We start from the raw sequence: 25015 nt of genomic DNA on the forward strand, positions 1-25015 counted from the left end.
GGGAGCGCCCGCCCGTCAGCGTGCCGATGAACCCGCCGAACGGCGGCCCATCACCGGCTCGGCCACCAGGCGTGCCGTGCGGCACAGCGTCTGGCCGTGAAGGGCGAAGAGAGCATCGCGCGAGTCGAAACGGCCCAGGTCCGTGACCACATGGCCGGACAGGTCGCAGGACGAGGCGTCCGCGGCGCAGCCCGTGCGCCCGTCCCAGTCGATCGCCGTACGGGACAGGGCCTCGAACAGGGTCTCCGGGCCCGCGTTCGTGAAGCCGCCGCCGGGGCGGCCGCTCAACTCCTCGAGTCCGCCGAAGAGTTCGGAGACGGTGACCCACCCGCCGTCCGCATCGTCGGCCGACCCCAGTCGGAACTCGGGCCACGCCAGCAGCACCTCGTCCGGGACCAGCCGGCGCATCCGCGGGAAGCGCGGGTACCACAGCGTCCCGTCCACCACCAGGCCGCGGACCCGGGTGGCGACACCGCCGGCCCGCGCCACGGACTCGAGGACCGCGAGGCGCTGGCTGCACGACCCGCGGCCGCGCCGCAGCACCTCCGACACGGGGCGTTCGTCCTGCACGGAGTAGACGGGCCGCACGGTCGCGGCGATCCTGCGGTGCGCCCGGCGCAGGGCCTCCAGCCGCCGGCCGACGGACGCGTCCCGACCCGGCGCGGCGCCGAGGCTGCCGAGCAGTTCGCCGACCCGCGGATGGCGCCAGTCCAGGATCCGCGTCGGCTCCGTGCTCCCGTCCGCGGTCCTCCCGTCGGGCGTGGCAGTGCGGAGCCGGTTCCGCGGCCGCAGTATCGAACTCGTCATGGCGGCCATTGTGCCCCCCGCCGCCCCGGGCCCCGCAGCCGGTCGCCGAAGAGCGGGCCGGGACGGATGCTGGTAGCAGGATCCCCGACAGGCCGGGAGAGTGCGCCATGACAAGGACGCTGGAGTGGAAGGTCGGGATCGTCCTCGTCGAGGAGGACGGTACGACCAGAGCTCGGGCGGTGCTGGACACCGGCACCACCACGATCACCGGGCACGGCACGGCCCACCGCAACCCGCAGGACGTGGACGTACCCGAGATCGGCGACGAGCTCGCGGCCGCCCGCGCGCTGCACAGCCTCACACGGCAGCTGATGAAGGCGGCGGACCATGACCTCGAAGCGGTCGGCGCCGGCAACGGCACCCCGCCCGGCGAGGGATACGGCTGGCCCTACACGACTCCATGAGCGCGACGGCCCGCGCCGGGTGCCTGGACGGGTGTGGCCGCACCGGGTGTCCCCGTGGGTCCGCTCGCCCCCGGGTGCCCGGACGGGACCCGCGCCCCGCGCCCCGTGCCCCGTCAGTCGTGGGCGACGACCGCCACCGGCGCCCGGCAGTGGTGCATCGTGGCATGCGCGACATGACCGATGTGCGGCACCAGTGGCGCGTGGCGCACGTGGCGTCCGACCACGACCAGTCCCGCGTCGGCGGCCTCGTCGACCAGCACCTGCGCACCGGAGCCCATCACGGACCGTTCCACCACCTCCACCGAGGGATGCTCCCGGCGCCACGGCTCCAGCGCGGCGCCGAGGGCCGCGGCCGCCTCGCGCCCGCCCTCGGCCCGGGCGTCGGCCGCGTGGCCGAGGACCAGCGGCAGCTTCCACGCGTGGACGGCCCTCAGGAGGCACCCGCGCCGCGCGGCCTCGTCGAAGGCGAAGGCGAGCACCGGATCGGCCGGCCGGTGGAGATCCACCCCGACGACAACGTCCTTGTCCGGGGCGTGTCCGCCGACGTTGCCCTCGGCCCGTACGACGACGACCGGCGTCCGCGTGGCTCCGATGGTCGCCAGGCCCACGGAGCCCATGAGCGCGCCCATCACCGTGCCGAGTCCCCGCGAGCCGAGGACCAGCAGCTCCGCGTCGTCCGCCTCGACGGCAAGTGCGGCGGGGGGCCGCCCCGACACCCGGCGCGTGGAGATCCGCAGGCCGGCGTGGGTGGCGCGCAGTTCCCCGGCGGCGCTCTCCAGCAGCCTGTCCGCCCAGGTCCGGTGGTCGTCGCGGGTGACCGTGGGCATGGCCACGGCCACCGGAAGCGGCCACTCCTCCACATGCACCAGGAGCAGGTCCGCACCGCGCAGCCCTGCGTCCCGGGCCGCCCAGTGGGCCGCCGCGAGGCTCTCGGGCGAGTTGTCCAGGCCGACGGTCACATGCCGGGTCATGGTGGCTTCCTCCTTCGGATCGCTCCTGCGGCCACCTTCCAGCGTCCCGCTCCGGCGCGCCCGGCGGCATTCCGGCTGGTGCCCGCTCGCGCCCGCGTACATGCGCCCTCGCCGGCCGCCGGTCGCGTACATGCGCCCGGGCCCGCCCGTGCCCGTGCGCATCCGGCCGCCCGCCGCGCCGCCGGGACGCACGGCCGGGGAAACACCGTTCGGCGGGCGCCCGACGGGGTACCCGGCCGTCCTCACCGCCGCGGCCACCCCGCGTCGCGGCCAGGACGGGCCCGCCGCACGTACCGGTGCGCCGGGCGCAGGACAGGGAGGGCCGTCATGACCGCGGACAAGGGCGCCGCCCGGCCGGGCCCCGGCATCAGTCCGGCCTGGCGGGACGCCGAGGCCGTCGTCCTCGACACCGACGGCGTCATCACCGACTCCGCACGCGTCCACGCGGCCGCCTGGAAGACCGCCTTCGACGCCTGCCTGAGGGACCATCCGCCGGACGACCCCCGCGAGCGCCGCCCCTTCGACGCCCGGGACGACTATCTGCGCCATGTCGACGGCAGGTCCCGCCTGGACGGGGCCGCCGCCTTCCTCGACTCCCGCGGCCTGCGCCTGCCGCGGGGCAGCGCCGACGACCCGCCGGGCACCGGCACCGTGTGCGCCGTCGCCGCCTACAAGGAGCGGCTGTTCACCGAACGGCTGCGGCAGCAGGGCGTCGACGCCTATCCGGGGACCGTACGCCTCCTGAAGGAGCTGCACTCGCGGTCCGTGCCGCTCGCCGCCGTGTCCGCGTCCCGCCACGCCCGCGAACTGCTCACCCACGCAGGCGTCCTGCCGTTCTTCGACGCCCTGGTCGACGGACACGAGGCGGCCCGCCTGCGGCTGACGGGCAAACCGGACCCCGCGCTCTTCCTGGAGGCGGCGCGCAGGCTCGGCGTGCCGCCCGGCCGGTGTGCCGTCGTCGAGGACGCGCTCGCCGGTGTGGCGGCGGGCCGGCGCGGCGGCTTCGCCCTGGTCGTCGGTGTCGACCGCACCGCCGGCCCCGGAACGGGGGCCGCGCTGCGCGAACACGGCGCCGACCTCGTCGTCCGCGACCTCGCCGAACTGCTTCCCGACGCCCCCGAGGACTGACGATGCCCGAGTGGATCTGGACGTACGAGGGCTACGCCGCCGGCCGCGAGCGCCTGCGGGAAGCCCTGTGCACGCTCGGCAACGGCTACTTCGCCACCCGCGGCACCGCCCCCGAATGCGTCGCGGACGCCGTGCACTACCCCGGCACCTACGCGGCCGGCTGCTACAACCGGCTGACCTCCACCGTTGCCGGCCGTCAGGTCCTCAACGAGGACATGGTCAACCTGCCGAACTGGCTGCCGCTGCGTTTCCGTATGCACAGCCCGAGCGGCGACGCCCCCTGGTTCCACCCCGACAGCACGGCCCTGCGCGAACACCGCCAGCGACTCGACCTGCACGCCGGGACGCTGGAACGCATCCTGCGGTACGCGGCGGGCGACGGGCGCGTACTGGCGGTGCGCCAGCTGCGGTTCGTCCACATGGGAGACCCCCATCTCGCCGTGCTGCGCACCCAGTTCACCGCGGAGGGCTGGTCCGGGGACATCGAGATCGAGGCCGCGCTCGACGGGTCCGTCACCAACAGCGGCGTGGCCCGCTACCGCCAGCTCAACGGCAGCCACCTCGTCCACGTCAACGCGGGGGAAGCCGAGCGAGACGTGATGTGGCTGCGGTGCCGTACCACCGCCTCCGACATCCGCGTCGGCATGGCGGCCCGCACCACCGCCGACGAGCCCGAGGACCCGCGGCGCACGGACACGGAGCGGCTGCGTACGGCCCATGAACCGCTGCGTGCCGTACAGCTGGTGCGGCTGTCCCTCGCGGACGGCCGTACCCGCACCGTCGACAAGACCGTCGCGCTGCACACCTCCCGGGACGCGGCGATCAGCGACCCCCTGCACGCCGCCGTCGACCGCGTCGACCGCGCCCCCGCCTTCGACGCCCTCCTGGAGTCCCACCGCACCGCCTGGCGGCAGCTGTGGGGGAGGGGTGAGCTGGACGTGCCGGGGGAGGCCGGCCGCATCCTGCGCCTGCACCTCTTCCACGTCCTGCAGACGCTGTCGCCGAACACCGCCGACCTCGACGTCGGCGTACCGGCCCGCGGGCTGCACGGCGAGGCGTACCGCGGGCACATCTTCTGGGACGAGCTGTTCGTCCTGCCCTATCTGAACCTGCACTTCCCCGAGGTCTCCCGGGCCCTGCTCATGTACCGCTACCGCCGCCTGGAGCAGGCCCTGCGGCTGGCCCGCGATGCCGGGTACACCGGGGCCATGTACCCGTGGCAGAGCGGCAGCGACGGCCGCGAGGAGACGCAGGAACTGCACCTCAACCCGCGCTCGGGGCGCTGGCTGCCCGACCACTCCCGGCTCCAGCACCATGTCGGATCGGCCATCGCGTACAACGTCTGGCAGTACTGCGAGGCGAGCGGCGACGCGGAGTTCCTGCACACCAAGGGCGCGGAGATGCTGACGCAGATCGCCCGCTTCTGGGCCGACTACGCCTCCTACGACGAGGACATGGAGCGCTACCGCATCCGCGGTGTCGTCGGACCCGACGAGTACCACGACGCGTACCCCGGAGCGAAGCTGCCGGGACTCGACGACAACGCGTACACCAATGTCACCGCCGCCTGGGTGCTCACCCGGGCACTCGACGTCCTGCGTGAACTGCCCTCGCCGCGCCTGCGCGAACTGAGCGATCGCATCCTGCTCGACGACACGGAACTGGAGCACTGGGAAGAGGTCTCGCGGCGGCTGTACGTGCCCTTCCACGACGGCGTCATCAGCCAGTTCCACGGCTACGGCGAACTGGCGGAACTCGACTGGGCCGGGCTGCGCGGCCGCCACGGCGACATCCGCCGCCTCGACCGCGTCCTGGAGGCCGAGGGCGACACCGTGAACCGCTACAAGGCGTCCAAGCAGGCCGACGTGCTGATGCTCGGCTACCTGTTCTCGTCCGCCGAGCTGCGCGGCATCTTCCGGCGCCTGGGCTACGAACTCGACGACGAGGCCTGGCACCGGACCGTGGACTACTACCTGGGGCGCACCAGTCACGGCTCGACGCTGAGCGGACTGGTCCACGGCTGGGTGCTGGCCCGCGTGCGCCGGAAGGACGCCTGGGAGTACTGCCGTGAGGCGCTGGAGGGCGACATCGCCGATCTGCAGGGCGGCACCACGGAGGAGGGCGTGCACCTGGGCGCCATGGCCGGCACGCTCGACCTCGTGCAGCGCGGCCTGACGGGGATGGAGACCCGGGGCGGGGCGCTGCGGTTCGACCCGGTCCACTCGCCCGAACTCCCCGACTACGGGTTCTCCGTCCGCTACCACGGGCACTGGGGCGTGCGGGTGCGCATGCGGCCGGGCGAGCTGGAGATCGGGGTGCCCGACTCGGACGCGTCCCCGATCGAGGTGCGCCTCACGGACAGCGCGGTGTCGGTGGAACCGGGTACCTCGTGCGTGCTGCCGTTCCCCGTCGACTAGGGGGGTGTCTCGCCGATCTTGCCGGGCTCCCGGCGTCTGGCACCGCGCCTCGCCGCGTTGTCGTCGGTCGCCGACGCTCCGCGTCGCCTCCCTCCTCCGCCTTGCGATGCACGGCACCAGACGCCGCTCGCTGATCCGGCCTGATCGACAAGACACCCCCTAGGCCGTTCCGTCCGCCGGGGCCGGCTCAGGCGTGGGCCGTGTCGTCCTGCGCGTACGCGAGGCGGTCCACCACGTCCACGACTCCGTCGACGCTCTGGCACAGGCGTACCACCACCCGCACGAGGCTCCTGCGCTCCAGCGTCCCGCTGAGCGTCACCCGGCCCTCGTCGACCTGGACGGTGACCGCCGCGGGCGACACGCCCAGCGTGCCGCCGAGGACGTCCTCCACGATCTCCTCCTGAATGGCGCGGTCCCGCCGCAGGAACAGCTGGAGGAGGTCGCTGCGGCTCACCACGCCGATCAGCCGCCCGGAGCCGTCCACCACCGGCAGCCGCTTGATGTGCCGGTCCTCCATCACCCTGGCCGCGGCCACCGCGCTCCACTCCGGCCGCGCGACCACGGCGGGGCTCGTCATCAGCCCCTCGGCCGTGTCGCCGTTCCCGCTCGTGCCGGAGCCGGTCCCGCTGGTGTGCCGGCGCAGCAGGTCGGCCTCGGACACGACGCCGACGGGCCGCCCGTCGTCGTCTATCACCGGCACGGCCGTGATGCCGAACTCGTCGAGCAGCCGCGCGATCTCCTTGAAGGTGGTGCCGCGCTGGACGCACACCGCCTCGGGCGTCATCAGGTCGGCGACGGAGCGGTGTCTCATCGTGCACCGGTCCTCGGCGTCATGGCTCCACCTCCACCTGGGGACAGCTCGTCGTCCCCAGTATTTCCGAGGCACCCGCCCCGGTCGCGGCGGGGCCCCCGGGGGCTCCTGCCACCGTGCGGCCCCCGGGGCCCCTGGCTAACGTGGGCGCGAGGCCCGAGCCGCACCCGGAACACCGACCTGGGAAGGTGCCCACCATGCCCGAGAAGCCGCAGACGGGAGCCCCCGCCCCGAGGTCCTCCAGGGGCGACATCGGCCGCCGGGTGGCCGCCCGCCGGCAGCAGCTCGGGCTGTCCCGCGAGGACGTCGCGCTGCGCGCCGGATCCGCGCCCGGGTACATCGAGTACCTGGAGGAGCAGACCGCGACCCCGGGCATGGGGTTCCTGCTGCGGTTGGCCGACGCTCTGGAGACCACCGTCACCGCGCTGACCGGAGCCGACGTGGACGCGCCGCCCGGTTCGGGGCGGGCCGCGCACCGCCCCGAACTGGTGGAGCTGGCCGAGGACGAGTGCTGGGCACTGCTCGGCACGCACGGAGTGGGACGTATCGCCGTCGCGGGCCGGGACGGGCCCGCCATTCTCCCGGTCAACTACGTGGTCGCCGAAGGGGAGGTGGCGTTCCGCACCTCCCCGGAGGCGCTGCCCGGGCAGGCGGCGGGCCAGGAGATCGCTTTCGAGGTGGATCACATCGACGAGGCGTTCAGCCGCGGCTGGAGCGTCCTGATCGTCGGCGCGGCACGGTCGGTCACGGACCAGGACGCCGTGCGGGAGCTGGAACGGCAGGCGTACAGCGCGCCGTGGGCAGGTGGCGAGCGGGACCTGTGGATCGTCCTCGCCCCGGACCGGATCACCGGCCGCCGCATCCTCGTGCGCGGTGCGCAGGCACCGTGGGACATTCGCTGACGCGGACCGGCCCTCGGGTCAGCAGCCCCAGCACGACCGTCTGCACCGGCCCCTGGGTGGCGAGCAGTCCGGCCGGTCGTCGCGGCCCAGGTCCCCGAGGACGAGCGCACGGCCCTCTCCTCCGGGGCAGTTCCGGTACGCGGCCACCCGCGCGGGCGTCGTTCACCCGCGGACGTATCGCTGGTGCGCCGCGGGGTACCCGGGGGACGGCCGACGAGGGAGAAGGACATGCCCGAGCTGCCGGATGTCGAGGGGTTCCGGGAGGTACTGCGCTCCTGCGGCACGGGCCGCCGGATCAGCAGGGTCGACGTGCGCGACCCGGGCGTGCTGCGCGGGGTGACCGTGCGGCGGCTGCGGAAGGAACTCGAGGGGCGGCGTCTGGAGGAGCCCTGGAGGCACGGCAAGTGGCTCGTCGCCCCCACCGACGGGCCCCGCGTCGTCTGGCACTTCGGCATGACCGGGCTGCTGCTGTGCGCCGCGCCCGGCGACCCCGTGGCGGACCACGACCGCCTCGTGCTCACTCTCGACGACGACCGCAGGCTGCACTACCGCGACCAGCGCAAGCTCCAGGGCGTCCACCTGGCCGGCAGCGACGAGGCCGTCGAGCATGTACTCGGTGATCTGGGCCCCGACGCGCTCGGCCTGCCGAGGGACACCTTCCTGGAACGCGTCGCCGGGCGGCGGGGCGCCGTCAAGAACGTGCTGATGGACCAGTCGGTGCTCGCCGGCCTGGGCAACCTGCTCACCGACGAGATCCTCTGGCGCGCCCGGGTGGCGCCCGGGCGGCCCGCGCGTGACCTCGACGAGGCCGAACTGCGCCGGATCCATGCGGCGATGGGCCGGGTCCTGCGCTCGGCCGTGCCGACCGCGCGCGTACCGCCCCGGCGGACCTGGCTCACCGGGCGCCGGGACGACCGGGACCCGGTGTGCCCGCGCTGCCGCGGACCGCTGCGCGCGGACCGCACGGGCGGACGCCGCTCGATGTGGTGCCCCACCTGCCAAACCTGACCGGGCGCCGCGAGTACCTGCGGCTTGGGGGCGCCGCACCGCTGGTGGGCTACGGCGCAGCGCGCTGCGGGCAGCGAGGGGGCTGAAGCTTCAGCGCGCGCCGGCAACAGCGACGGTGCTGCGGCTCCCGCGCGCCGCGGACAGCCGGGCGCTACGGGTTCAGCGCGCCGCGGACGGCGAGGGCGCTCCGGCTCCGCCGCGCCGCGGACGGCCGGGGCGCGCCGCGGCCGCAGCGCGCTGCGCACCTCCGGGCGCTACGGCTTCAGCAGCGTCTTGACCATGCCATCACCCTTGGCCTGGAAGGTCGCGTACGCCTCGGGTCCCTTCTCCAGCGGCATGGTGTGCGTGGCGAAGCCCTCGACGCCGAGCGGATCGGCGTCCGTCAGCAGCGGAAGGATGTCGTCCACCCACCGCCGGACGTTGGCCTGCCCCATGCGGAGCTGGATCTGCTTGTCGAACAGGGTGAGCATCGGCACGGGATCCGCCATGCCGCCGTAGACCCCGGCCAGCGAGATCGTGCCGCCGCGCCGTACCGCGTCGATGGCCGTGTAGAACGCCTCCAGCCGGTCCACGCCGACATGCTCCATGACGCGCCGGGCCACGCGCCCTGGCAGCAGGCCGGTCGCCCACTGTCCCGCCTTGGCGACCGGGGCGCCGTGGGCCTCCATGCCCACGGCGTCGATCACCGCGTCCGAGCCGCGGCCGTTCGTCAGGTCGCGGACCGCGTCGGCGACCTCGTCGTGCTCGCGCAGGTCGAGGACCGTCACTCCCCGCGCCTGCGCCCGGACCAGGCGCGCGGGGACGAGGTCGACGCCGATGACGAGTCCGGCGCCCCGGTGCAGTGCGACGCGGCACGCCATGTCGCCGATCGGCCCGAGGCCCAGGACGGTCAGCGAGCCGCCGGGCGGGACGTCTGCGTACTCCACGGCCTGCCAGGCCGTCGGCAGCACGTCCGAGAGGTAGACGAAGCGCTCGTCGGGCGGTCCCTCGGGCACCTTGACCGGCAGCGTGTCGCCGAAGGGCACCCGCAGGTACTCGGCCTGTCCGCCGGGCACCTGTCCGTACAGCTTCGTGTAGCCGAACAGCGACGCTCCGGTGCCCCGGTCCCGTACCTGGGTCGTCTCGCACTGCGAGTGGAGTCCCTGGTCGCACATGAAGCACTCGCCGCACGAGACGTTGAACGGGACGACGACGCGGTCGCCGGCCGAGAGAGCGGTCACCTCCGGTCCGGTCTCCTCGACGATGCCCATGGGCTCGTGGCCGAGGATGTCGCCGGGATCGAGATAGGGGCCCAGTACCTCGTACAGGTGCAGATCAGAACCGCAGATGCCGGTGGACGTCACCCGGACGATCACATCCTTCGGCTCGGTGATGCGGGGATCGGGGACGGTCTCGATCCGGACGTCTCGCCGGCCCTGCCATGTCAGTGCGCGCATCGTGTCCTCCCGCGTGATGTCGGTGGCGGCGGGCGACCGCGTACGGGCGGAGAGCCGCGCCCCCGGCCACCGCGGACGAGTACCCGAAGCGGACGATGCCATTACATAAAGAATAAAACGGACTATTAGCACCCGATGAGTTGTGAGCTTTTCCTCTCCGGGGCCGCCCTCCTCCATTCCTTAATGTCCGTTTACGTGCGACTCGGGCGACTCGTCTTTCTTGTTCTCGGTTCCGTGACATCGGTCACGCGGTGGAACCACGACAGCGGCGAGCGCGTCCGCACCCTCCTTGTGCGGAGGGAAAGTTGAGTTCCCGACAGAAGGCGAGGAAGGTCGTTCCTGCCCCTTTTCCCCGGTTCCGCATTGCGGTTGTGAATTCAGGGCTTGTTCCGTCGGGCCGCTCTCGCTTACGGTCACCGCAATCCGGATGGACCGCCGAATCCTGCCGCCGTCCGGAATCCGACCACACGCACTCACGTTCGGCAGGAGCGGGGGACCCAGGTAAGCCGCCGATCCGGAAATCCGGAACGGCTCGGGGTGAAGTCGCACCGACCATGCGACCGGGCATCTCCAGCCCGAACCCGACAGCTCACCTCGCAGGCGACGGAGAGGAAATGCGTCATGCCTGCAAAGGGTAAGCACCGCCGTCCCAAGTCCAGCCGACTCACCCGCGGCTTCGTCGCCGCGGGCACGGGCGGCGCCGCGCTCGCCCTGCCGGTGATCGGCGCGACCACCGCCTCCGCCGCGCAGCCCGCGATCGCGAAGGCCGCCGTCACGGCGCCCGCCCCGGCGAAGAAGGCCCCCGCCACGTACACCGTCGTAGCGGGTGACTCCCTGGCCAAGATCGCCGAGGAGCAGTCCGTCAGCGGCGGCTGGAAGAAGCTCTACAACGACAACCGCCGGAACATCGGCGCCGACCCGTCGCTGATCCGCCCCGGCCTGAAGCTGACCATCGGCGCCAAGGCCAAGCCCGCGGACCGCACCGCGGACACCGGCCGCGCCGACCGCTCCGAGGCCCGCACCGCCCCGGCGAAGAAGACCCCGGCCGCGAAGCCCGCCAAGGCCAAGGCGTATTCCAACGATCTCGACGGCTGGATCAAGGAATCGCTCGACGTCATGGCCAAGCACGGAATTCCCGGCACCTACGAGGGAATCCACCGCAACATCATGCGCGAGTCCTCCGGAAATCCGCTGGCGATCAACAACTGGGACATCAACGCGGTCAACGGCACGCCGTCCAAGGGCCTTCTCCAGGTGATCGACCCCACCTTCCGGGCCTACCACGTGCCCGGCACGCCCTTCGACAGCTACGACCCGGTCGCGAACATCACCGCCGCGTGCAACTACGCCGCCGCCAGGTACGGCTCGATCGACAATGTGAACGGTCCGTACTGACCGTAGCCCCGAATTCGCGGCTTCGATTGCAGATGGAATCGCGCCGGGCGCCCATTCTGACGTCACGTCAGTGCGGCGCCCGGCGCGGCCGTGTGCCCGCCGGGCGCCGCAGCGGGAAGGTGGCAGGCATGCGACTGCTGCTGATCTCCGACACCCATGTGCCCCTCCGTGCCCGCCGCCTGCCCGATGAGGTGATGGCCCGTGTCGAGGAGGCCGACGTGGTGATCCACGCCGGCGACTGGGTCGACACCGCGACCCTCGACCTCCTCCAGGAACGCTCCGCCCGCCTCCTCGCCGTGTACGGCAACAACGACGGCCCCGAACTGCGCGCCCGGCTCCCGGAGGTGGCCCGGGCGGAGCTCGGCGGCCTCCGGTTCGGAGTCGTGCACGAGACCGGCCCGTCCCGCGGGCGCGAGCAGCGGTGCGCCGACCGCTTCCCCGACCTCGCCGTGCTGGTCTTCGGCCACAGCCACATCCCCTGGGACACCACGGCCCCCGGCGGCCTGCGGCTCCTCAACCCCGGCTCCCCGACCGACCGCAGGCGCCAGCCGCATCACACGTACATGACCGCGCAGGTGGCGGACGGCCTGCTGACCGAGGTCCGGCTGCACCGCCTGTGACCGGACCGAGTAGTTTTGCGGTCAACCGATCACAGGAGCCGCCCCGTGTCCGCCAGGTCCCGCCTGCTGTACGTCACCGACCTTGCCTACCAGGCCAAGGGCCGGCGGTACTGCGACGAGGACATCCACCTGTCCTCGCGGCTGCGTGAGGAGTTCACCATCGCCCTCGCCCATCCGGCGGACGCGGCCGCACTGATGGACGGCTTCGACGGCGTCGTGGTCCGCAACAGCGGGCCCGTCCTGCACTACCAGGACGCGTACGACGCCTTCCGCGCGCGGGCGGCCGAGCGCGGCACCCGGGTCTACAACCCCCTGACCGCCCGCGGCGACATGGCCGGCAAGCAGTACCTGCTCGACCTCACGAAGGCCGGCTACCCGGTCATCCCCACCGTCGACCGGCTCGACGACCTCGGCCTGCTCCCTGCCGCCGACGAGTACGCGGTCAAGCCCAAGGCAGGCGCCGACTCCATCGGCCTCCACTTCGCGGACCGCGGCCGGCTCGCTCAGCTCGCGCGTGGCGACGTGCTGATACAACCGCGCATCGACTTCCTCTACGAGGTCTCCTTCTACTTCGTCGACGACGCCTTCCAGTACGCCCTCCACGCCCCCGACCCCGCCCGCCGCTGGGACCTGGCGCCGTACGAACCCACCGCGGCCGACCTCGACTTCGCCCGGCGCTTCATCGCCTGGAACACGGTCGACCACGGCATCCAGCGCGTCGACGCCTGCCGCACCCGTGACTTCGGCCTGCTGCTCGTCGAACTCGAGGACCTCAATCCGTACCTGTCCCTGAACCTGGTCGACGACGCGACCCGCGAGGCGTTCGTCGCGGCGATGAAGACCTCACTGCACTGCTTCCTCGCCGCCCCGTCCGCTCCCGCCGCCCAGTGACTGTCCGGCCCCGTCGGCCCGTCCGCTCCGTACCTGCTCGAACAGGCGAGCCCAGCGGGCGGGACGCCGGGCGTCCCCCTCGCCGTCGCGGCGCGCCGCTGGAACTGGACCGCCGCGCCCGCAAGACCTTCCGCAAACCCGCAGAACGCACGGGCGGCTGCGGGCCACCTATGACCAGATCGCTGGACTCCGCGCGAAAGCCAAGCGCCGGGCCATCGACTGGCAACACCAGGGCAGTCGTCAGGCGTGCGAAGCGCGTCAAGCCCACCACCGCAAGGTAGGAGGGAATCTCCCGGCTTCAGCCGGGAGAGCACTTCAATCGCTCACCCTGCTCGTGCGCGCAACAGCCTCACCGGACTGCGCGCCCTCCCGGACACGCCCGCGGCACGGGACGCCCGCGCGTACGGCCGACTCCGCCGGCCCCGCCCCCGCCGGCCGCGCTCATGCGGGTCGTGCGTCGTACACGTCCAGGCGGCCGCACATGCCGAAACGGCCGTGGGCCGTGGGCCGTTCCGCCCGTACGGTGGCGTCCGCCAAGTACGCGGCGTCACCACTTTCCAGACGCGCGAGCTGCGCGCCGGTGGCGGCCGACGCGGCCGCGGCGCCCGTCAGCCACCGCTCACGCCAGCGCTCCGTGAGCGGGCGCACCAGCGCGGCCGCCGCGCGGTGGAACGCGGCCAGCGGCCGGGCGTCCCCGGCGTCGGCCGCTGACCGCAGCGCGGTGAAGCCCTCGATCGCCAGGTCACGGCGGCGTCGGGCGGCCCCGGCGAGCTGTTCCTCGGAGCCGGTCGCGGGCAGGGCCACGGTCTCCCGGTAGAGGGCCGGGTCGGCCAGGTAGCGCGGCGGCAGGGTGAGCACCGCGTCGCCGGCCTCCGGCAGCCCGCAGTTCTGCATCAGGACGACGATGGTCAGGTCGCCGTCGTTGACCAGCCGGTGGATCGTGCCGGGGGTGAACCAGACCAGGGCGCCGGGGGCGAGCGGCGTCTCCTCGAACCCGGAGGCGGTCAGAGTCTGCACCGCGCCGCGCCCTCCGGTCACGGCGTACCCCTCCGAACAGGTCAGGTGCAGATGCGGCGTTCCGCCCCGCAGCCCGTCCGCCGTCGGCCAGTCGTACACGCGCAGGCGGGACACGCCGATCCCGCCGGGGAGACCGTCGTACGCGGTGGCTGTACCGGGAGGGTTCAACTCGGCCTCCTGGGGACGGGGCGGCGGTGTTCACCACGCGGCGAGACGGTGCGTGCGGCGTTCAGCAAGCGCTTTCCACCGCACGCTAGGCCGCGCCCTCCAGCCCGGTCAAGAGCGCCGGTGCCGCCGCGCCGACGGCGGTCACCGCATCAGCGCGTCCGGCAGCCACGCCAGCCGGACCGCCTCCTGGAAGGGACCGCCACCTTCGTGGTCGTTGAAGTCGTACACCTCGATGCGCTTCTCCTCGTGGGCGTAGGCGTTGAACGCGGCGAACACCGTCGAGGGCGGGCACGTCTGGTCCTCCAGAGCCGCCGAGAAGAGCGCCGGGGCCCGCCCGCGCGCCGCGAAGTGGACGCCGTCGAAGTAGGCGAGCGTGCGCGCCGCCTGCTCGCTTCGGCCGCGGTGGGTCCGCAGGTAGTTGCCGACCTCCCGGTAGGGGTCGCGGTCGGTGAGCGTCGTCGCGCGCGGGAAGTCGCACAGGAACGGCACGTCCGGGGCGACGGCCGCGAGATCCGGCACCAGGCCGCCCACGGCCAGCGCGATGCCGCCGCCCTGGCTCGCACCGACGGCCGCCGTCCTGGACGCGTCCGTCAGCGGATGGGAGCGCGCCGCCTCGACGGCGCGCACGGCGTCGGTGAACACCCGACGGTAGTAGAACTCGTGCGGGTCCTCGATGCCCCGGGTGAGAAAGCCGGGGTAGGCGGGTGCACTGCCCACCGGGTCGGGCGTGCTGCCGTTCGCCCAGCCGCTGCCCTGGCCGCGGGTGTCCATGACGAAGTGGGCGAAACCCGCCGACGCCCACAGCAGATGGGTGTGGGGCAGTCCGCGCCCGCCGCCGTAGCCGAGGAACTCCACGACCACCGGAACCGGTTCGGCGGCCCCTGCGGGCAGCACCAGCCAGCCCTTCACCGGATGGCCGCCGAAGCCGGCGAAGGTCACGTCGTGGACCTCGACCGACGTCAGACGGGTGCTGACGCGCTCGAAGCGCGCTCCGAGATCGTGACTGCGGGCCTCAGCCAGCGTCTTCGTCCAGAACGCGTCGAAGTCCGCCGGTGCGGCGGAGACACTTCGATACCTGCGCAGCTCGTCGAGCGGGAGATCGAACAGGGCCATGGGCACCGCCTTCGGTACGGGAGAAGGGAGCAGATCAGCACGCTCGGTCGCCGCCTGGCAAGAGCGCGGCTCCCCAGGGCGGTCTCACGCGTCCGCGACCGAGTCGAACTCCACCTGGTCGCGGGCCACTCCCTGCGCGTCCGCGTCCACCGAGCGGCGCAGCGCCTCATGGAGCTTCGCCGGCGTCAGTACGCCGAGGAATCGTGTGCCGTCGAGGACCGCCACCCAGCCGGCGTCGTGCGGAAGCATCTCGCTGAACGCCTGTTTCAACGGCGCGCCGACCGGCACCCAGGCGTCCATCCGGCGGGTCAGGTCACCGACCGTGCCCTGCTCGCCCGCGATCGCCAGGGAGTCGTCCGACACCCATCCGTGCAGGGTGCCGTCGCCGCCGAGGACGACGGCCCAGCGGGCGCCTTCGGCGCGCAGCCGTGAGGCCGCAGCCTTCGCGGAGTAGCCGATGCGGCGGCGGAGCTTCACCGGGTCGACGGCGGCGATGTCCGCACCGTCCACGAGGATGCGGCCCGCGGTGGGCTCGATGAGCCGGTTGACCATCATCGTCGTGGTCGTCTTCCCGCAGCCGGACGGGCCGACGAGGGTGACCAGTTCGCCCTCGGTGACGTCGCAGGAGAGATCGTCCACGGCGGTCGTGCCGTCCGGGTACACCTTGCCGACGTGCTCGAACCGGATCATGGGCTCACCGTAGAAGCGCCGGGACGGGGCTGCACACGCGCCGGACTGTCCGTGTCGCCGGCCGACCCGCGTTGCGCCCCGCCGGCGCTCGGCGTCCCCCGCGGAAGCGCGGCGTCGTGCCCCGCGGTGCTGTGCCGTTCGGCGTAGCGCCGCGCGCCGCCCGACCGCGCCTCTCCTACGGTCGAGAGGCGGCCGCAGGGGCCGTGAGGAGGCACCAGAGCGAACAAGCCGAACAGCCGGTCTCTGTGCGGCCGGCGGGACCGGCATCGCCGCGGCCCGCCGTCGCCCACGCCCGTAGTGACGCCGGTGGTACGCCGGTTCGCGGTTCCGTCGGACCTGGGCACCGCACCGGTCGCCCGAGCGTCGTGACCGATGCACGGCCCGGCAGCCCGTGGCGGCGGTCGGCGCACGCGCGTGTGGAGGTCGCGATGAGGGAGCATCCGGTGATCGGCTATCTCGTCTGGGCGATTCTGTTCGGCGCCGTGTTCGCCTGGGAGGGTCTGGCCCTCGTGCGCACTGGGGACACTTTCCCCACCCTGAGCGATGCCCTGCGCGCGGTGATGCGCTACCCGGTCGGGCGATGGGCGCTGTTCGCGCTGTGGTTGTGGTTCGGCTGGCACACGTTCGTCCGCGGCTGGCACTTCCTGCTCCGGGACGCACCGTGACGGCCCGGCCGGACGCAGGGTCGCTCCCGTGCTGCCCCTCCCTCTGAACATCGGGCTCATGCTGACCGGCTACCTGCTGGTCATGGGGTACCTCGGCCTCGGCCTGTGGCTCCTGCGCCGACAGCCGCCCGGCCGCGGCACGGCGACCGGGCGGCCGGAGCGCCGACTCGCGCGACAACTCGCCCCCGGCGCGGCGAGACGCGGCTGGTCCGGTCTGATCCGCCAGGTGCTCGGCACGGTCGTCGGCGGATACGTGCTGCTCATGGCGGTGGTGGTCGGCTACTACCACGGTGTGGCACGCCTGGGCGGCCGCTTCCTCAACAGCGCGTTCACCGGTTCGGCAGTGCTGGTGGGCGTCGCCCTGCCGGTGTTCTCCGCCGCCTCGTGGCTCGTCGAACGCCGGCGCCGCAAGCGGCACGGGGCGCGGGACATCCGTGGCGGCGAAGAGCGGTGACCCGTTCCTCACGCGGGGACCGGAGCGTCGTCGCCACGAGGATCTGCCCGGCCCGCTCGACGCAGCATTCGCCGGCGGGGGGCGAGGAAGGCCTGGAGCGCGGCTTCCCGGTGCCCGTGGTCGGCGCCCTTGGTGCTTACGGGTGGGGCGTTCTCCCTCTCCCGTGCCGCTGTTGCCGGGCTCCGTGCGGGCCTCCGCCGGCCGGAGCCGGGGACCGCCGGCTCTGTGTCGGGCGCCGAGCCGTGGACGGCCGCTCCAGGCGTGTCCGTCGTGTCCGGGCCCTTGCCGAGCGGTGGTCGCCCCTGCTATCTCTCTCGGTTAGGAAAGTTTCCTTCCAATCAGCGCCCCGATGCATCGGTTCTGTCCCGGCCCATCCGCCCAGCCAACGGAGACCCCCCATGAGACCGGCACGGCTCTGGAAACGCCCGCTCACCGCCCTCGGCGTCATAGGCACCGCCCTGACCCTGGCCCTGGCCGTGGAGGCCACAGCACCCGCGGCCCCCGCCCACGAAGCCCTCGCCCCCGCCGCCGCCGTCACCCACGAGGCCGAGAACGCGACCGTCTCGCGCGCTCTCGTCGAGTCCAACCACGCCGGCTACACCGGCACCGGATTCGTCAACTACGAAAACGCGAGCGGCAGTTACGTCCAGTGGTCGGTCAGTGCCGCGCAGGCGGGCCGGGCCACCCTGACCCTGCGCTACGCCAACGGCACCACCACCAACCGCCCGATGGACATCTCCGTCAACGGCACCCTCTCCGCCGACGAACGCGCCTTCAACGGAACCGGCTCCTGGTCCTCCTGGTCGACAGTCACCGTCACGGCAGACCTGAAGGCCGGTGCCAACACCATCAGGGCCACCGCCACCACCGCCAACGGCGGTCCCAACGTCGACCACCTCGCCGTCGACGCCGCCCCGACCACTGCCGGCACGCCCGTCGCGGTCAACGGTCAGCTGAAGGTCTGCGGCACCAAGCTCTGCAACCAGTACGGAAAGCCCGTCCAGCTGCGCGGCATGAGCACCCACGGCCTGCAGTGGTACAGCCAGTGCGTCACCACCGGTTCGCTGAACGCGCTGGCGACCGACTGGAACGCCGACGTCCTGCGCATCTCCATGTACATCCAGGAAGGCGGCTACGAGACAGACCCGCGCGGCTTCACCGACAAGGTCCACTCGATCATCGAGCAGGCCACGGCCCGCGGCATGTACGCGATCGTCGACTGGCACATGCTCAGCCCGGGCGACCCGAACCACAACCTCGCCCGCGCCAAGACGTTCTTCACCGAGATCGCCCAGCGCCACCGCAGCAAGAACAACCTGCTGTTCGAGATCGCCAACGAGCCCAGCGGCGTGAGCTGGTCCACGGTCAAGAGCTACGCCGAGCAGCTGATCCCGGTCATCCGGCAGAACGACCCCGACACCCCGATCCTCGTCGGCACCCGCGCCTGGTCCTCCCTCGGCGTCTCCGAGGGCTCGAACGAGAGCGAGGTCGTGAACAACCCGGTCGACGCGGCCAACATCATGTACACCTTCCACTTCTACGCGGCCTCGCACCGGGACGAGTACCTGAACACCCTGTCCCGTGCCGCCGACAAACTCCCCATGTTCGTCACCGAGTTCGGCACCCAGGACTACGCCGGCGAAGGCGCCGACGACTTCACCATGTCCCAGCGCTACCTCGACCTGATGGCGAGCAAGAAGATCAGCTGGGTCAACTGGAACTACTCCGACGACCAGCGATCGGGAGCCGTATTCAAGACCGGCACCTGCAACAACAACGGTCCCTGGACCGGCACCACGTCGCTGAAGCCCGCCGGTGTCTGGATCCGTGACCGCGTCAGGACTCCGGACAACTTCCCGACCGGCTGATCCCGTTCCCGGAGGCTTCCCGGCCCCGCCTCCGGACACCCCCTGCCGCGTCCCCGTCCGCCCGCTGTGATCCACTGGGCGGACGGGGGCGCCACAGGGAACAGGGCACACACAGGAGCAGCATTGACCAGGTACCGGCAGCCGGGAGTCGTCCTCACCGACCACCGCTTCACCGTCCCGCTCGACCACGACGACCCGGGCGGCGAGCAGATCGAGCTCTACGGCCGCGAGGTCACCGGTGCCGGCCGCACCGGAGACGACCTGCCCTGGCTCCTGTACCTGGAGGGCGGGCCCGGCAACGCCGCCCGACGCTTCGTCGGGGCACAGGCCTGGCTCGCCCGCGCCGTGAAGGAATACCGCGTACTCCTCCTCGACCAGCGCGGCACCGGCCGCTCCACGCCCCAGAGCCGCCAGACGCTCGCGCAGCGCGGCGGGCCGCGGGAACAGGCCGCGCACCTCGCCCACTTCCGCGCCGACTCCATCGTCCGCGACTGCGAGACCATCCGGCCGCGGCTCACCGGCGGGGCGCCCTGGACCGTGCTCGGCCAGAGCTTCGGCGGCTTCTGCACCACCCACTACCTCTCGACCGCCCCCGAAGGACTGCACACCGCCCTGATCACCGGCGGTCTGCCCGCCCTCGACGGGCACGCCGACGACGTCTACCGGGCCGCCTATCCGCGCATCCGGCGCAAGGTCGAGGCCCATTACGCCCGCTACCCGCAGGACGTCGAGCGGGCTCGGCGCATCGCCTCCCACCTCGCGGACCGTCCCACCGTGCTGCCCGGCGGCTACACCCTCACGCCCGAGGCGTTCCAGTCGCTCGGTATCGTCCTCGGCGGCCAGGACGGCAGCCACCAGTTGCACTACCTGCTCGAGAACGCCTTCGTGCGCACCGCGTCGGGCCACGAACTCTCCGACGCCTTCCAGGAAGCCGTCCGTCCCGTCCTGTCGTTCGCCGCCAACCCCCTCTACGCCGTGCTGCACGAGGCGATCTACGCCCAGGGCGGCCGGCCCACCGACTGGGCCGCCGAGCGCGTACGGGCCGAGTTCCCGGAGTTCGACGCGAAGACGGCGCTCGCGGGCGACGGTCCGCTGATGTTCACCGGCGAGACCATCCACCCCTGGCACTTCGAGGCGGACCCCGCGCTGCGCCCGCTGCGCGAGTGCGCCGAACTGCTCGCCGCCCGCACCGACTGGCCCGCGCTCTACGATCCGGCACGCCTTGCCGCCAACGAGGTCCCGGTCGCCGCGGCGGTCTACCACGACGACATGTATGTCGACACCGACGACTCGCTGCGCACCGCCCGCGCCGTCCGCGGACTGCGTACCTGGGTCACCGACGAGTACGAGCACGACGGCGTCCGCGCGAGCGGCACCAGGGTCCTCGACCGCCTGCTCGCCCTCGCCCGTGACGAGGTCTGACGAACCGTCCTGTCCGCCGTGGGCAGGGGCCTTATCCTGCGGCCATGACCGATCATGTGACCGAACAGCTCCAGGAGATGCCCGGCGACTGGCAGCGCGCGCTGGCCGTCGTCGCCCACCCCGACGACCTCGAATACGGCTGCGCCGCCGCCATCGCCGGGTGGACCGACGAGGGACGCGAGGTCGTCTACGTCCTCGCGACCCGGGGCGAGGCGGGCATCGACTCCCTCGCCCCGGCCGAGTGCGCACCGCTGCGCGAGCAGGAGCAGCGCGCCAGCGCCGCGGTCGTGGGCGTCTCCACCGTCGAGTTCCTCGACCACGAGGACGGCGTCATCGAGTACGGGACGGCGCTGCGGCGTGACATCGCGGCCGCCATCCGCCGCCACCGCCCCGAGCTGGTCATCACCCTCAACCACCGTGACACCTGGGGCGGTACGGTCTGGAACACCCCCGACCACCGCGCCGTGGGCCGTGCGACCCTGGACGCCGCCGGCGACGCGGGCAACCGCTGGATCTTCCCCGAACTCGTCTCCGAGCAGGGCCTCGAACCGTGGGACGGCGTGCGCTGGGTGGCCGTGGCGGGCTCGAACAACCCGACGCACGCGGTCGAGGCGGGGCCCGGCCTGGAGCGGTCCGTGCGCTCCCTGCTGGAGCACCGCCTGTACATCGAGGGCCTGACGGACAAGGACTCGGAGGAGTACTGCCGCACCTTCCTCACCGGTATGGCCGAGGCCGCGGCGCCGCGCTTCGGCGGCCGCCCCGCCGTCACGTTCGAGGTGTTCCCGCGACGCTGACGCGCCCGTGCCGCACACGGCCCCGGACCGCCGCGCGGTCCGGGGCCGGTTTGACAAATGGCCTTGCTGTTTCTGCAATGAAGCGCATGGACGACGACGCACGGCTCGACGCCGTACTGAACGAGGTGGGGCCGAGGCTCCGCAGGATCCGGCGCGAGCGCGGCGCCACGCTCGGCAGCCTGTCCGAGGCGACCGGTATCTCGGTGAGCACCCTGTCCCGGCTGGAGTCGGGCGGGCGCAGGCCCAGCCTGGAGCTGCTGCTGCCCATCGCCCGCGCCCACCAGGTGCCGCTCGACGAACTGGTCGGCGCCCCGCCCGTGGGCGATCCGCGCGTGCGGTCCAAGCCGATCGTCCGCGGACACCGGACGATGTATCCGCTCACCAACCGGCCGGGTGGCCTCCAGGCGTACAAGGTGGTGCACAAGCCGAGCGCGGAGCCCTGTGAGCAGCGCACGCACGACGGCTACGAGTGGCTCTACGTGCTCTCCGGCCGGCTCCGGCTGCTGCTCGGCGACCACGACGTGGTGCTGGCCGCGGGGGAGGCGGCTGAGTTCGACACCCGGGTACCGCACTGGTTCGGCGCGGCCGACGACAAGCCCGTGGAGTTCCTGAGCCTCTTCGGCCCGCAGGGGGAGCGGATGCACGTGCGCGCGAGGCCGCGGCGCGACTGAGGAATCCGGCGGTCGGCCGGGCAGGGTCTTCCACGCGAGCAAGCGACCGCTTAGTATGCGGCCCAGCGCAGTACGCCTACGGCTGTGGGAGGCCCTGACATGCAGGCATGGCAAGTGCACCGGAGCGGCGAGCCGAGCGAGGTGATGCGGCTCGAAGAGGTGGACCGGCCCACGCCCGGCGAGGGGCAGGTCCTCCTCCGGGTCCGTGCCGCGAACATCAACTTCCCCGACGCGCTGCTGTGCCGGGGGCAGTACCAGATCAAGCCGCCGCTGCCGTTCACCCCGGGCGTGGAGATCTGCGGCGAGACCGGGGACGGTCGCCGGGTGATCGCCAACCCCGCCCTGCCGCACGGCGGTCTCGCCGAGTACGTGGTCGCCGACGCGGCCGCGCTGCTGCCCGCGCCCGACGCACTGGACGACGCCGAGGCCGCGGCCCTGCACATCGGCTACCAGACCGGCTGGTTCGGACTCCACCGCCGGGCGGGCCTCAAGGAGGGCGAGACGCTGCTCGTCCACGCCGCGGCCGGCGGTGTCGGCAGCGCCGCCGTGCAGCTCGGCAAGGCGGCCGGGGCCACGGTCATCGGGGTCGTCGGCGGCCCGCAGAAGGCTGCCGTCGCCCGCGAACTGGGCTGTGACGTGGTCGTCGACCGCCGCACCGAGGACATCGTCGCCGCCGTCAAGGACGCCACCGGCGGCCGGGGCGCCGACGTGATCTACGACCCCGTCGGCGGCGACGCCTACGCCAAGTCCGCGAAGTGCGTCGCCTTCGAGGGCCGCATCGTGGTCGTCGGCTTCGCCAGCGGCGACATCCCGGCCCCCGCGCTCAACCACGCCCTGGTCAAGAACTACTCGATCATGGGCCTGCACTGGGGCCTCTACGCCCAGAAGGACCCCGCGTCCATCGGGCACTGCCACCGGACGCTGACCGAGTACGCCGCCAAGGGACTGATCAAGCCCCTGGTCAGTGAGCGGGTCCCCTTCAAGGACGCCGCCGACGCCGTCCAGCGCGTCGCCGACGGCACGACCACCGGCCGCCTGGTCGTCGTCCCGGAAGGAGCGCACCGGTGAACAGGACCCCCGACGCCGCCGAACTGCGAGAGCGGACACAGGAGTTGCTCGCCGCGCACCCGCCGGCCACCACGGAACGCGGCGCGTTCCTCCGCGCCCGCTTCGCTGCCGGACTTGCCTGGGTGCACTGTCCCGAGGGCCTCGGCGGCCTCGGCGCGCCCCGCTCCATGCAGGCCGTCGTCGACGCCGAACTCGCCGCCGCCGGCGCGCCCGACAACGACCCCCGCCGCATCGGCATCGGCCTCGGCATGGCCGCGCCGACGATCCTCGCCCACGGCTCCGAGGAGGTGCAGCGGCGCTTCCTCGAACCCCTGTGGACCGGCGAGGAGGTGTGGTGCCAGCTGTTCAGCGAGCCCGGCGCGGGCTCCGACCTCGCGGCGCTCGGCACGCGCGCGGTCCGCGACGGCGACCACTGGGTGGTGACCGGGCAGAAGGTGTGGACCTCCAGCGCCCATGTCGCCCGCTGGGCCATCCTCATCGCCCGCACCGACCCGGACCTGCCCAAGCACCGGGGCATCACCTACTTCATCTGCGACATGACCGACCCCGGTGTCGAGGTGCGGCCACTGCGCCAGATCACCGGCGAGGCGGAGTTCAACGAGGTCTTCCTCACAGATGTCCGGATCCCCGACGCACACCGGCTCGGCGAGGTCGGCGCGGGCTGGAAGGTCGCCCAGACCACGCTGATGAACGAACGGGTGTCCATCGGCGGTATGCGGCTGCCCCGCGAGGGCGGAATGATCGGCCCCGTCGCCCGCACCTGGCGCGAACGCCCCGAACTGCGCACCCACGACCTGCACCAGCGGCTGCTGACCCTTTGGGTCGAGGCCGAGGTCGCCCGGCTCACCGGCGAACGGCTGCGCCAGCAGCTGGCCGCGGGCCGGCCCGGCCCCGAGGGCAGCGGCACGAAGCTCGCCTTCGCCCGCCTGAACCAGGAGATCAGCGGCCTGGAGGTCGAACTCCTCGGTGAGGAGGGGCTGTTGTACGACGACTGGACCATGCGCCGCCCCGAGCTGGTCGACTTCACCGGTCGTGACGCCGGCTACCGCTACCTGCGCTCCAAGGGCAACTCCATCGAGGGCGGCACCAGCGAGGTGCTGCTCAACATCGTCGCCGAACGCGTCCTCGGCCTGCCCGCCGAACCGCGCAGCGACAAGGACATCGCCTGGAAGGACCTCGCGCGATGACGGACCTGCTGTACTCCGAGGCCGAGACCGATCTGCGGGCCGCCGTCCGCTCGCTGCTCACCGCGCACGCCGACCCCGCGGCCCTCGTCGCGGGCGCAGCCGAGAGCGGCAACCCGTACGACGCCGGTCTGTGGAAGGCCCTGGCGTCCGACGTCGGCGCCGCCGGGCTCCTCGTGCCCGAGAAGCTGGGCGGTCAGGGTGCGAGCCACCGCGAGGCGGCGGTCGTCCTGGAGGAGCTCGGCCGCCGTGTCGCCCCGGCGCCGTATCTGACCAGTTCGGTCGTCGCGACGGAGGTGCTGCTCGCGCTCGGTGACGACGCCGGGGAGGTGACCGCGCTGCTGGGCGACCTCGCCGCGGGCCGCCGCACCGCCGTGACCGCCCTGCCGCTGTCGGCATCCGCCGACGGACCGCTGCCGCTGGACGCGGAACGGGTCACCGGCGTCGCGGACGCCGTCCGCGCCGACGTGTTCCTGGTACCGCGGGCGGACGGCCTGTACCTGCTGGAGCGTTCCGAGGTCTCGGTGGAACCGCAGACCGCGCTCGACCTGACCCGTCCGCTCGCCTCCGTCACCCCCGGCCCCGGGGGCACGCGCGTCGCGGGCCGCGAGGCGGGCGAGGCGGCCGTACGGCGCGGGCTGCTCGCAGGGGCGGGGCTGCTCGCCTCCGAGCAACTGGGCGTCGCGGAATGGTGCCTTGAGGAGACGGTCCGGCACACCCGGGAGCGGCACCAGTTCAACCGGCCCGTCGGCTCCTTCCAGGCGCTCAAGCACCGGATGGCCCAGGTGTGGCTGGAGGTCGTCTCGGCGCGGGCCGCCGCGCGCGCCGCGGCCGACGCCCTGGCCACCGGGAGCCCCGATGCCGCGACGGCGGTGGCCGTCGCCCAGGCGTACTGCTCGCGGGTCGCCGTCCACGCCGCCGAGGAGTGCGTGCAGCTGCACGGCGGTATCGGCATGACTTGGGAACACCCCGCGCACCTCTACCTCAAGCGGGCCAAGGCCGACGAGATCGCCCTCGGCACGCCGGGCCGCCACACGCAGGCACTGGCCGAGCTCGTCGATCTCCAGGCTCCGTAACACCCCCTGTTTCGTCACGCCCTTTACGTGTTGTT

The 25015-nt window shown here is 72.9% G+C and carries 24 protein-coding genes and 1 riboswitch; of the genes, 17 read left to right on the forward strand and 7 right to left on the reverse strand.

What is annotated here, in order from left to right; translation table 11 throughout:
* Window positions 1-15: 15 nt before the first annotated feature.
* Window positions 16-807 carry a transglutaminase domain-containing protein gene (locus ACF08N_RS04355; RefSeq protein WP_392323066.1) on the reverse strand — a complete coding sequence of 264 codons (792 nt, stop codon included), beginning with the start codon at window positions 805-807 and terminating at the stop codon, window positions 16-18.
* A 107-nt stretch (window positions 808-914) separates the two neighbouring features.
* Here ACF08N_RS04355 and ACF08N_RS04360 point away from each other — a divergent pair, with 107 nt between their 5' ends.
* Window positions 915-1211 (forward strand): dsRBD fold-containing protein, encoded by a 297-nt coding sequence (locus ACF08N_RS04360; RefSeq protein WP_392323067.1) that lies wholly within the window; start codon window positions 915-917, stop codon window positions 1209-1211.
* 113 nt (window positions 1212-1324) lie between these two features.
* Here the strand turns inward: ACF08N_RS04360 and ACF08N_RS04365 are convergent, their stop codons facing one another.
* Window positions 1325-2182: a universal stress protein gene (locus tag ACF08N_RS04365; RefSeq protein WP_392323068.1), complete on the reverse strand. Its 858-nt coding sequence runs from the start codon at window positions 2180-2182 to the stop codon at window positions 1325-1327.
* Between the two features lie 327 nt (window positions 2183-2509).
* Between ACF08N_RS04365 and ACF08N_RS04370 the strand changes: the two genes are divergently transcribed.
* Together ACF08N_RS04370 and ACF08N_RS04375 are read left to right on the forward strand one after the other, a co-directional pair.
* Window positions 2510-3310 (forward strand): HAD family hydrolase, encoded by an 801-nt coding sequence (locus tag ACF08N_RS04370; protein ID WP_392323069.1) that lies wholly within the window; start codon window positions 2510-2512, stop codon window positions 3308-3310.
* 2 nt (window positions 3311-3312) lie between these two features.
* Entirely contained in the window at window positions 3313-5727 is a 2415-nt protein-coding gene (locus ACF08N_RS04375; RefSeq protein WP_392323070.1) for a glycoside hydrolase family 65 protein, read from the forward strand.
* 187 nt (window positions 5728-5914) lie between these two features.
* Here ACF08N_RS04375 and ACF08N_RS04380 read toward each other — a convergent pair whose 3' ends face one another.
* Window positions 5915-6538 carry a CBS domain-containing protein gene (locus ACF08N_RS04380; RefSeq protein WP_392323071.1) on the reverse strand — a complete coding sequence of 208 codons (624 nt, stop codon included), beginning with the start codon at window positions 6536-6538 and terminating at the stop codon, window positions 5915-5917.
* 197 nt (window positions 6539-6735) lie between these two features.
* On the opposite strand from ACF08N_RS04380, the gene ACF08N_RS04385 reads away from it, so the two are divergent.
* Together ACF08N_RS04385 and ACF08N_RS04390 are read left to right on the forward strand one after the other, a co-directional pair.
* Entirely contained in the window at window positions 6736-7440 is a 705-nt protein-coding gene (locus ACF08N_RS04385; protein ID WP_392323072.1) for a helix-turn-helix domain-containing protein, read from the forward strand.
* A 228-nt stretch (window positions 7441-7668) separates the two neighbouring features.
* Window positions 7669-8448, forward strand: a complete 780-nt coding sequence (locus ACF08N_RS04390) for an Fpg/Nei family DNA glycosylase (protein ID WP_392323073.1) — start codon at window positions 7669-7671, stop codon at window positions 8446-8448.
* A 254-nt stretch (window positions 8449-8702) separates the two neighbouring features.
* Here the strand turns inward: ACF08N_RS04390 and ACF08N_RS04395 are convergent, their stop codons facing one another.
* Window positions 8703-9884, reverse strand: coding sequence for a zinc-dependent alcohol dehydrogenase (locus tag ACF08N_RS04395; protein WP_392323074.1), 1182 nt, complete (start codon window positions 9882-9884; stop codon window positions 8703-8705).
* Window positions 9885-10344: 460 nt separating this feature from the next.
* A riboswitch (cyclic di-AMP (ydaO/yuaA leader) is annotated at window positions 10345-10500 on the forward strand.
* A gap of 5 nt (window positions 10501-10505) precedes the next feature.
* Here ACF08N_RS04395 and ACF08N_RS04400 point away from each other — a divergent pair.
* The 3 genes from ACF08N_RS04400 (at window position 10506) to ACF08N_RS04410 (ending at window position 12790) form a co-directional block, all read left to right on the forward strand.
* Window positions 10506-11279: a transglycosylase SLT domain-containing protein gene (locus tag ACF08N_RS04400; RefSeq protein WP_392323075.1), complete on the forward strand. Its 774-nt coding sequence runs from the start codon at window positions 10506-10508 to the stop codon at window positions 11277-11279.
* A gap of 128 nt (window positions 11280-11407) precedes the next feature.
* Window positions 11408-11899: a metallophosphoesterase family protein gene (locus ACF08N_RS04405; RefSeq protein ID WP_392323076.1), complete on the forward strand. Its 492-nt coding sequence runs from the start codon at window positions 11408-11410 to the stop codon at window positions 11897-11899.
* Between the two features lie 45 nt (window positions 11900-11944).
* Window positions 11945-12790 carry a hypothetical protein gene (locus ACF08N_RS04410; RefSeq protein ID WP_392323077.1) on the forward strand — a complete coding sequence of 282 codons (846 nt, stop codon included), beginning with the start codon at window positions 11945-11947 and terminating at the stop codon, window positions 12788-12790.
* Window positions 12791-13231: 441 nt separating this feature from the next.
* Here ACF08N_RS04410 and ACF08N_RS04415 read toward each other — a convergent pair whose 3' ends face one another.
* The 3 genes from ACF08N_RS04415 to ACF08N_RS04425 all read right to left on the reverse strand — a co-directional run bounded on the left by ACF08N_RS04415 (window position 13232) and on the right by ACF08N_RS04425 (window position 15778).
* On the reverse strand, window positions 13232-13975 hold the full coding sequence (locus tag ACF08N_RS04415) for a cupin domain-containing protein (protein ID WP_392323078.1): 744 nt from the start codon (window positions 13973-13975) through the stop codon (window positions 13232-13234).
* Window positions 13976-14116: 141 nt separating this feature from the next.
* Window positions 14117-15088 (reverse strand): acetylxylan esterase, encoded by a 972-nt coding sequence (locus ACF08N_RS04420; RefSeq protein ID WP_392323079.1) that lies wholly within the window; start codon window positions 15086-15088, stop codon window positions 14117-14119.
* Between the two features lie 84 nt (window positions 15089-15172).
* Window positions 15173-15778, reverse strand: coding sequence for an ATP-binding cassette domain-containing protein (locus ACF08N_RS04425; protein ID WP_392323080.1), 606 nt, complete (start codon window positions 15776-15778; stop codon window positions 15173-15175).
* A gap of 428 nt (window positions 15779-16206) precedes the next feature.
* Between ACF08N_RS04425 and ACF08N_RS04430 the strand changes: the two genes are divergently transcribed.
* The 9 genes from ACF08N_RS04430 to ACF08N_RS04470 all read left to right on the forward strand — a co-directional run bounded on the left by ACF08N_RS04430 (window position 16207) and on the right by ACF08N_RS04470 (window position 24980).
* A complete protein-coding gene (locus ACF08N_RS04430; RefSeq protein WP_392323081.1) occupies window positions 16207-16443 on the forward strand; it encodes a DUF6186 family protein in 237 nt (78 codons plus the stop codon).
* A gap of 28 nt (window positions 16444-16471) precedes the next feature.
* A complete protein-coding gene (locus ACF08N_RS04435) occupies window positions 16472-16897 on the forward strand; it encodes a DUF6256 family protein (protein ID WP_392323082.1) in 426 nt (141 codons plus the stop codon).
* A 398-nt stretch (window positions 16898-17295) separates the two neighbouring features.
* Window positions 17296-18765 (forward strand): cellulase family glycosylhydrolase, encoded by a 1470-nt coding sequence (locus ACF08N_RS04440; protein ID WP_392323083.1) that lies wholly within the window; start codon window positions 17296-17298, stop codon window positions 18763-18765.
* A 123-nt stretch (window positions 18766-18888) separates the two neighbouring features.
* The gene (locus ACF08N_RS04445; RefSeq protein ID WP_392323084.1) at window positions 18889-20187 is read left to right on the forward strand and encodes an alpha/beta fold hydrolase; all 1299 of its coding nucleotides are present in this window, start codon (window positions 18889-18891) and stop codon (window positions 20185-20187) included.
* Between the two features lie 44 nt (window positions 20188-20231).
* Complete coding sequence (locus tag ACF08N_RS04450) at window positions 20232-20981, forward strand: PIG-L deacetylase family protein (RefSeq protein ID WP_392323085.1); 750 nt, start codon at window positions 20232-20234, stop codon at window positions 20979-20981.
* A 77-nt stretch (window positions 20982-21058) separates the two neighbouring features.
* Entirely contained in the window at window positions 21059-21652 is a 594-nt protein-coding gene (locus ACF08N_RS04455; RefSeq protein ID WP_392323086.1) for a helix-turn-helix domain-containing protein, read from the forward strand.
* A 99-nt stretch (window positions 21653-21751) separates the two neighbouring features.
* On the forward strand, window positions 21752-22720 hold the full coding sequence (locus ACF08N_RS04460) for an NADPH:quinone oxidoreductase family protein (protein WP_392323087.1): 969 nt from the start codon (window positions 21752-21754) through the stop codon (window positions 22718-22720).
* Window positions 22717-23907 carry an acyl-CoA dehydrogenase family protein gene (locus tag ACF08N_RS04465; RefSeq protein WP_392323088.1) on the forward strand — a complete coding sequence of 397 codons (1191 nt, stop codon included), beginning with the start codon at window positions 22717-22719 and terminating at the stop codon, window positions 23905-23907. The genes ACF08N_RS04460 and ACF08N_RS04465 overlap by 4 nt, the downstream gene beginning before the upstream one ends.
* A complete protein-coding gene (locus ACF08N_RS04470; RefSeq protein ID WP_392323089.1) occupies window positions 23904-24980 on the forward strand; it encodes an acyl-CoA dehydrogenase family protein in 1077 nt (358 codons plus the stop codon). Before ACF08N_RS04465 ends, ACF08N_RS04470 begins: the two co-directional genes overlap by 4 nt.
* Window positions 24981-25015: the final 35 nt, after the last annotated feature.

Origin of the sequence: Streptomyces sp. NPDC015127, from assembly GCF_043080095.1 — a bacterium.
GTDB lineage: Bacteria > Actinomycetota > Actinomycetes > Streptomycetales > Streptomycetaceae > Streptomyces.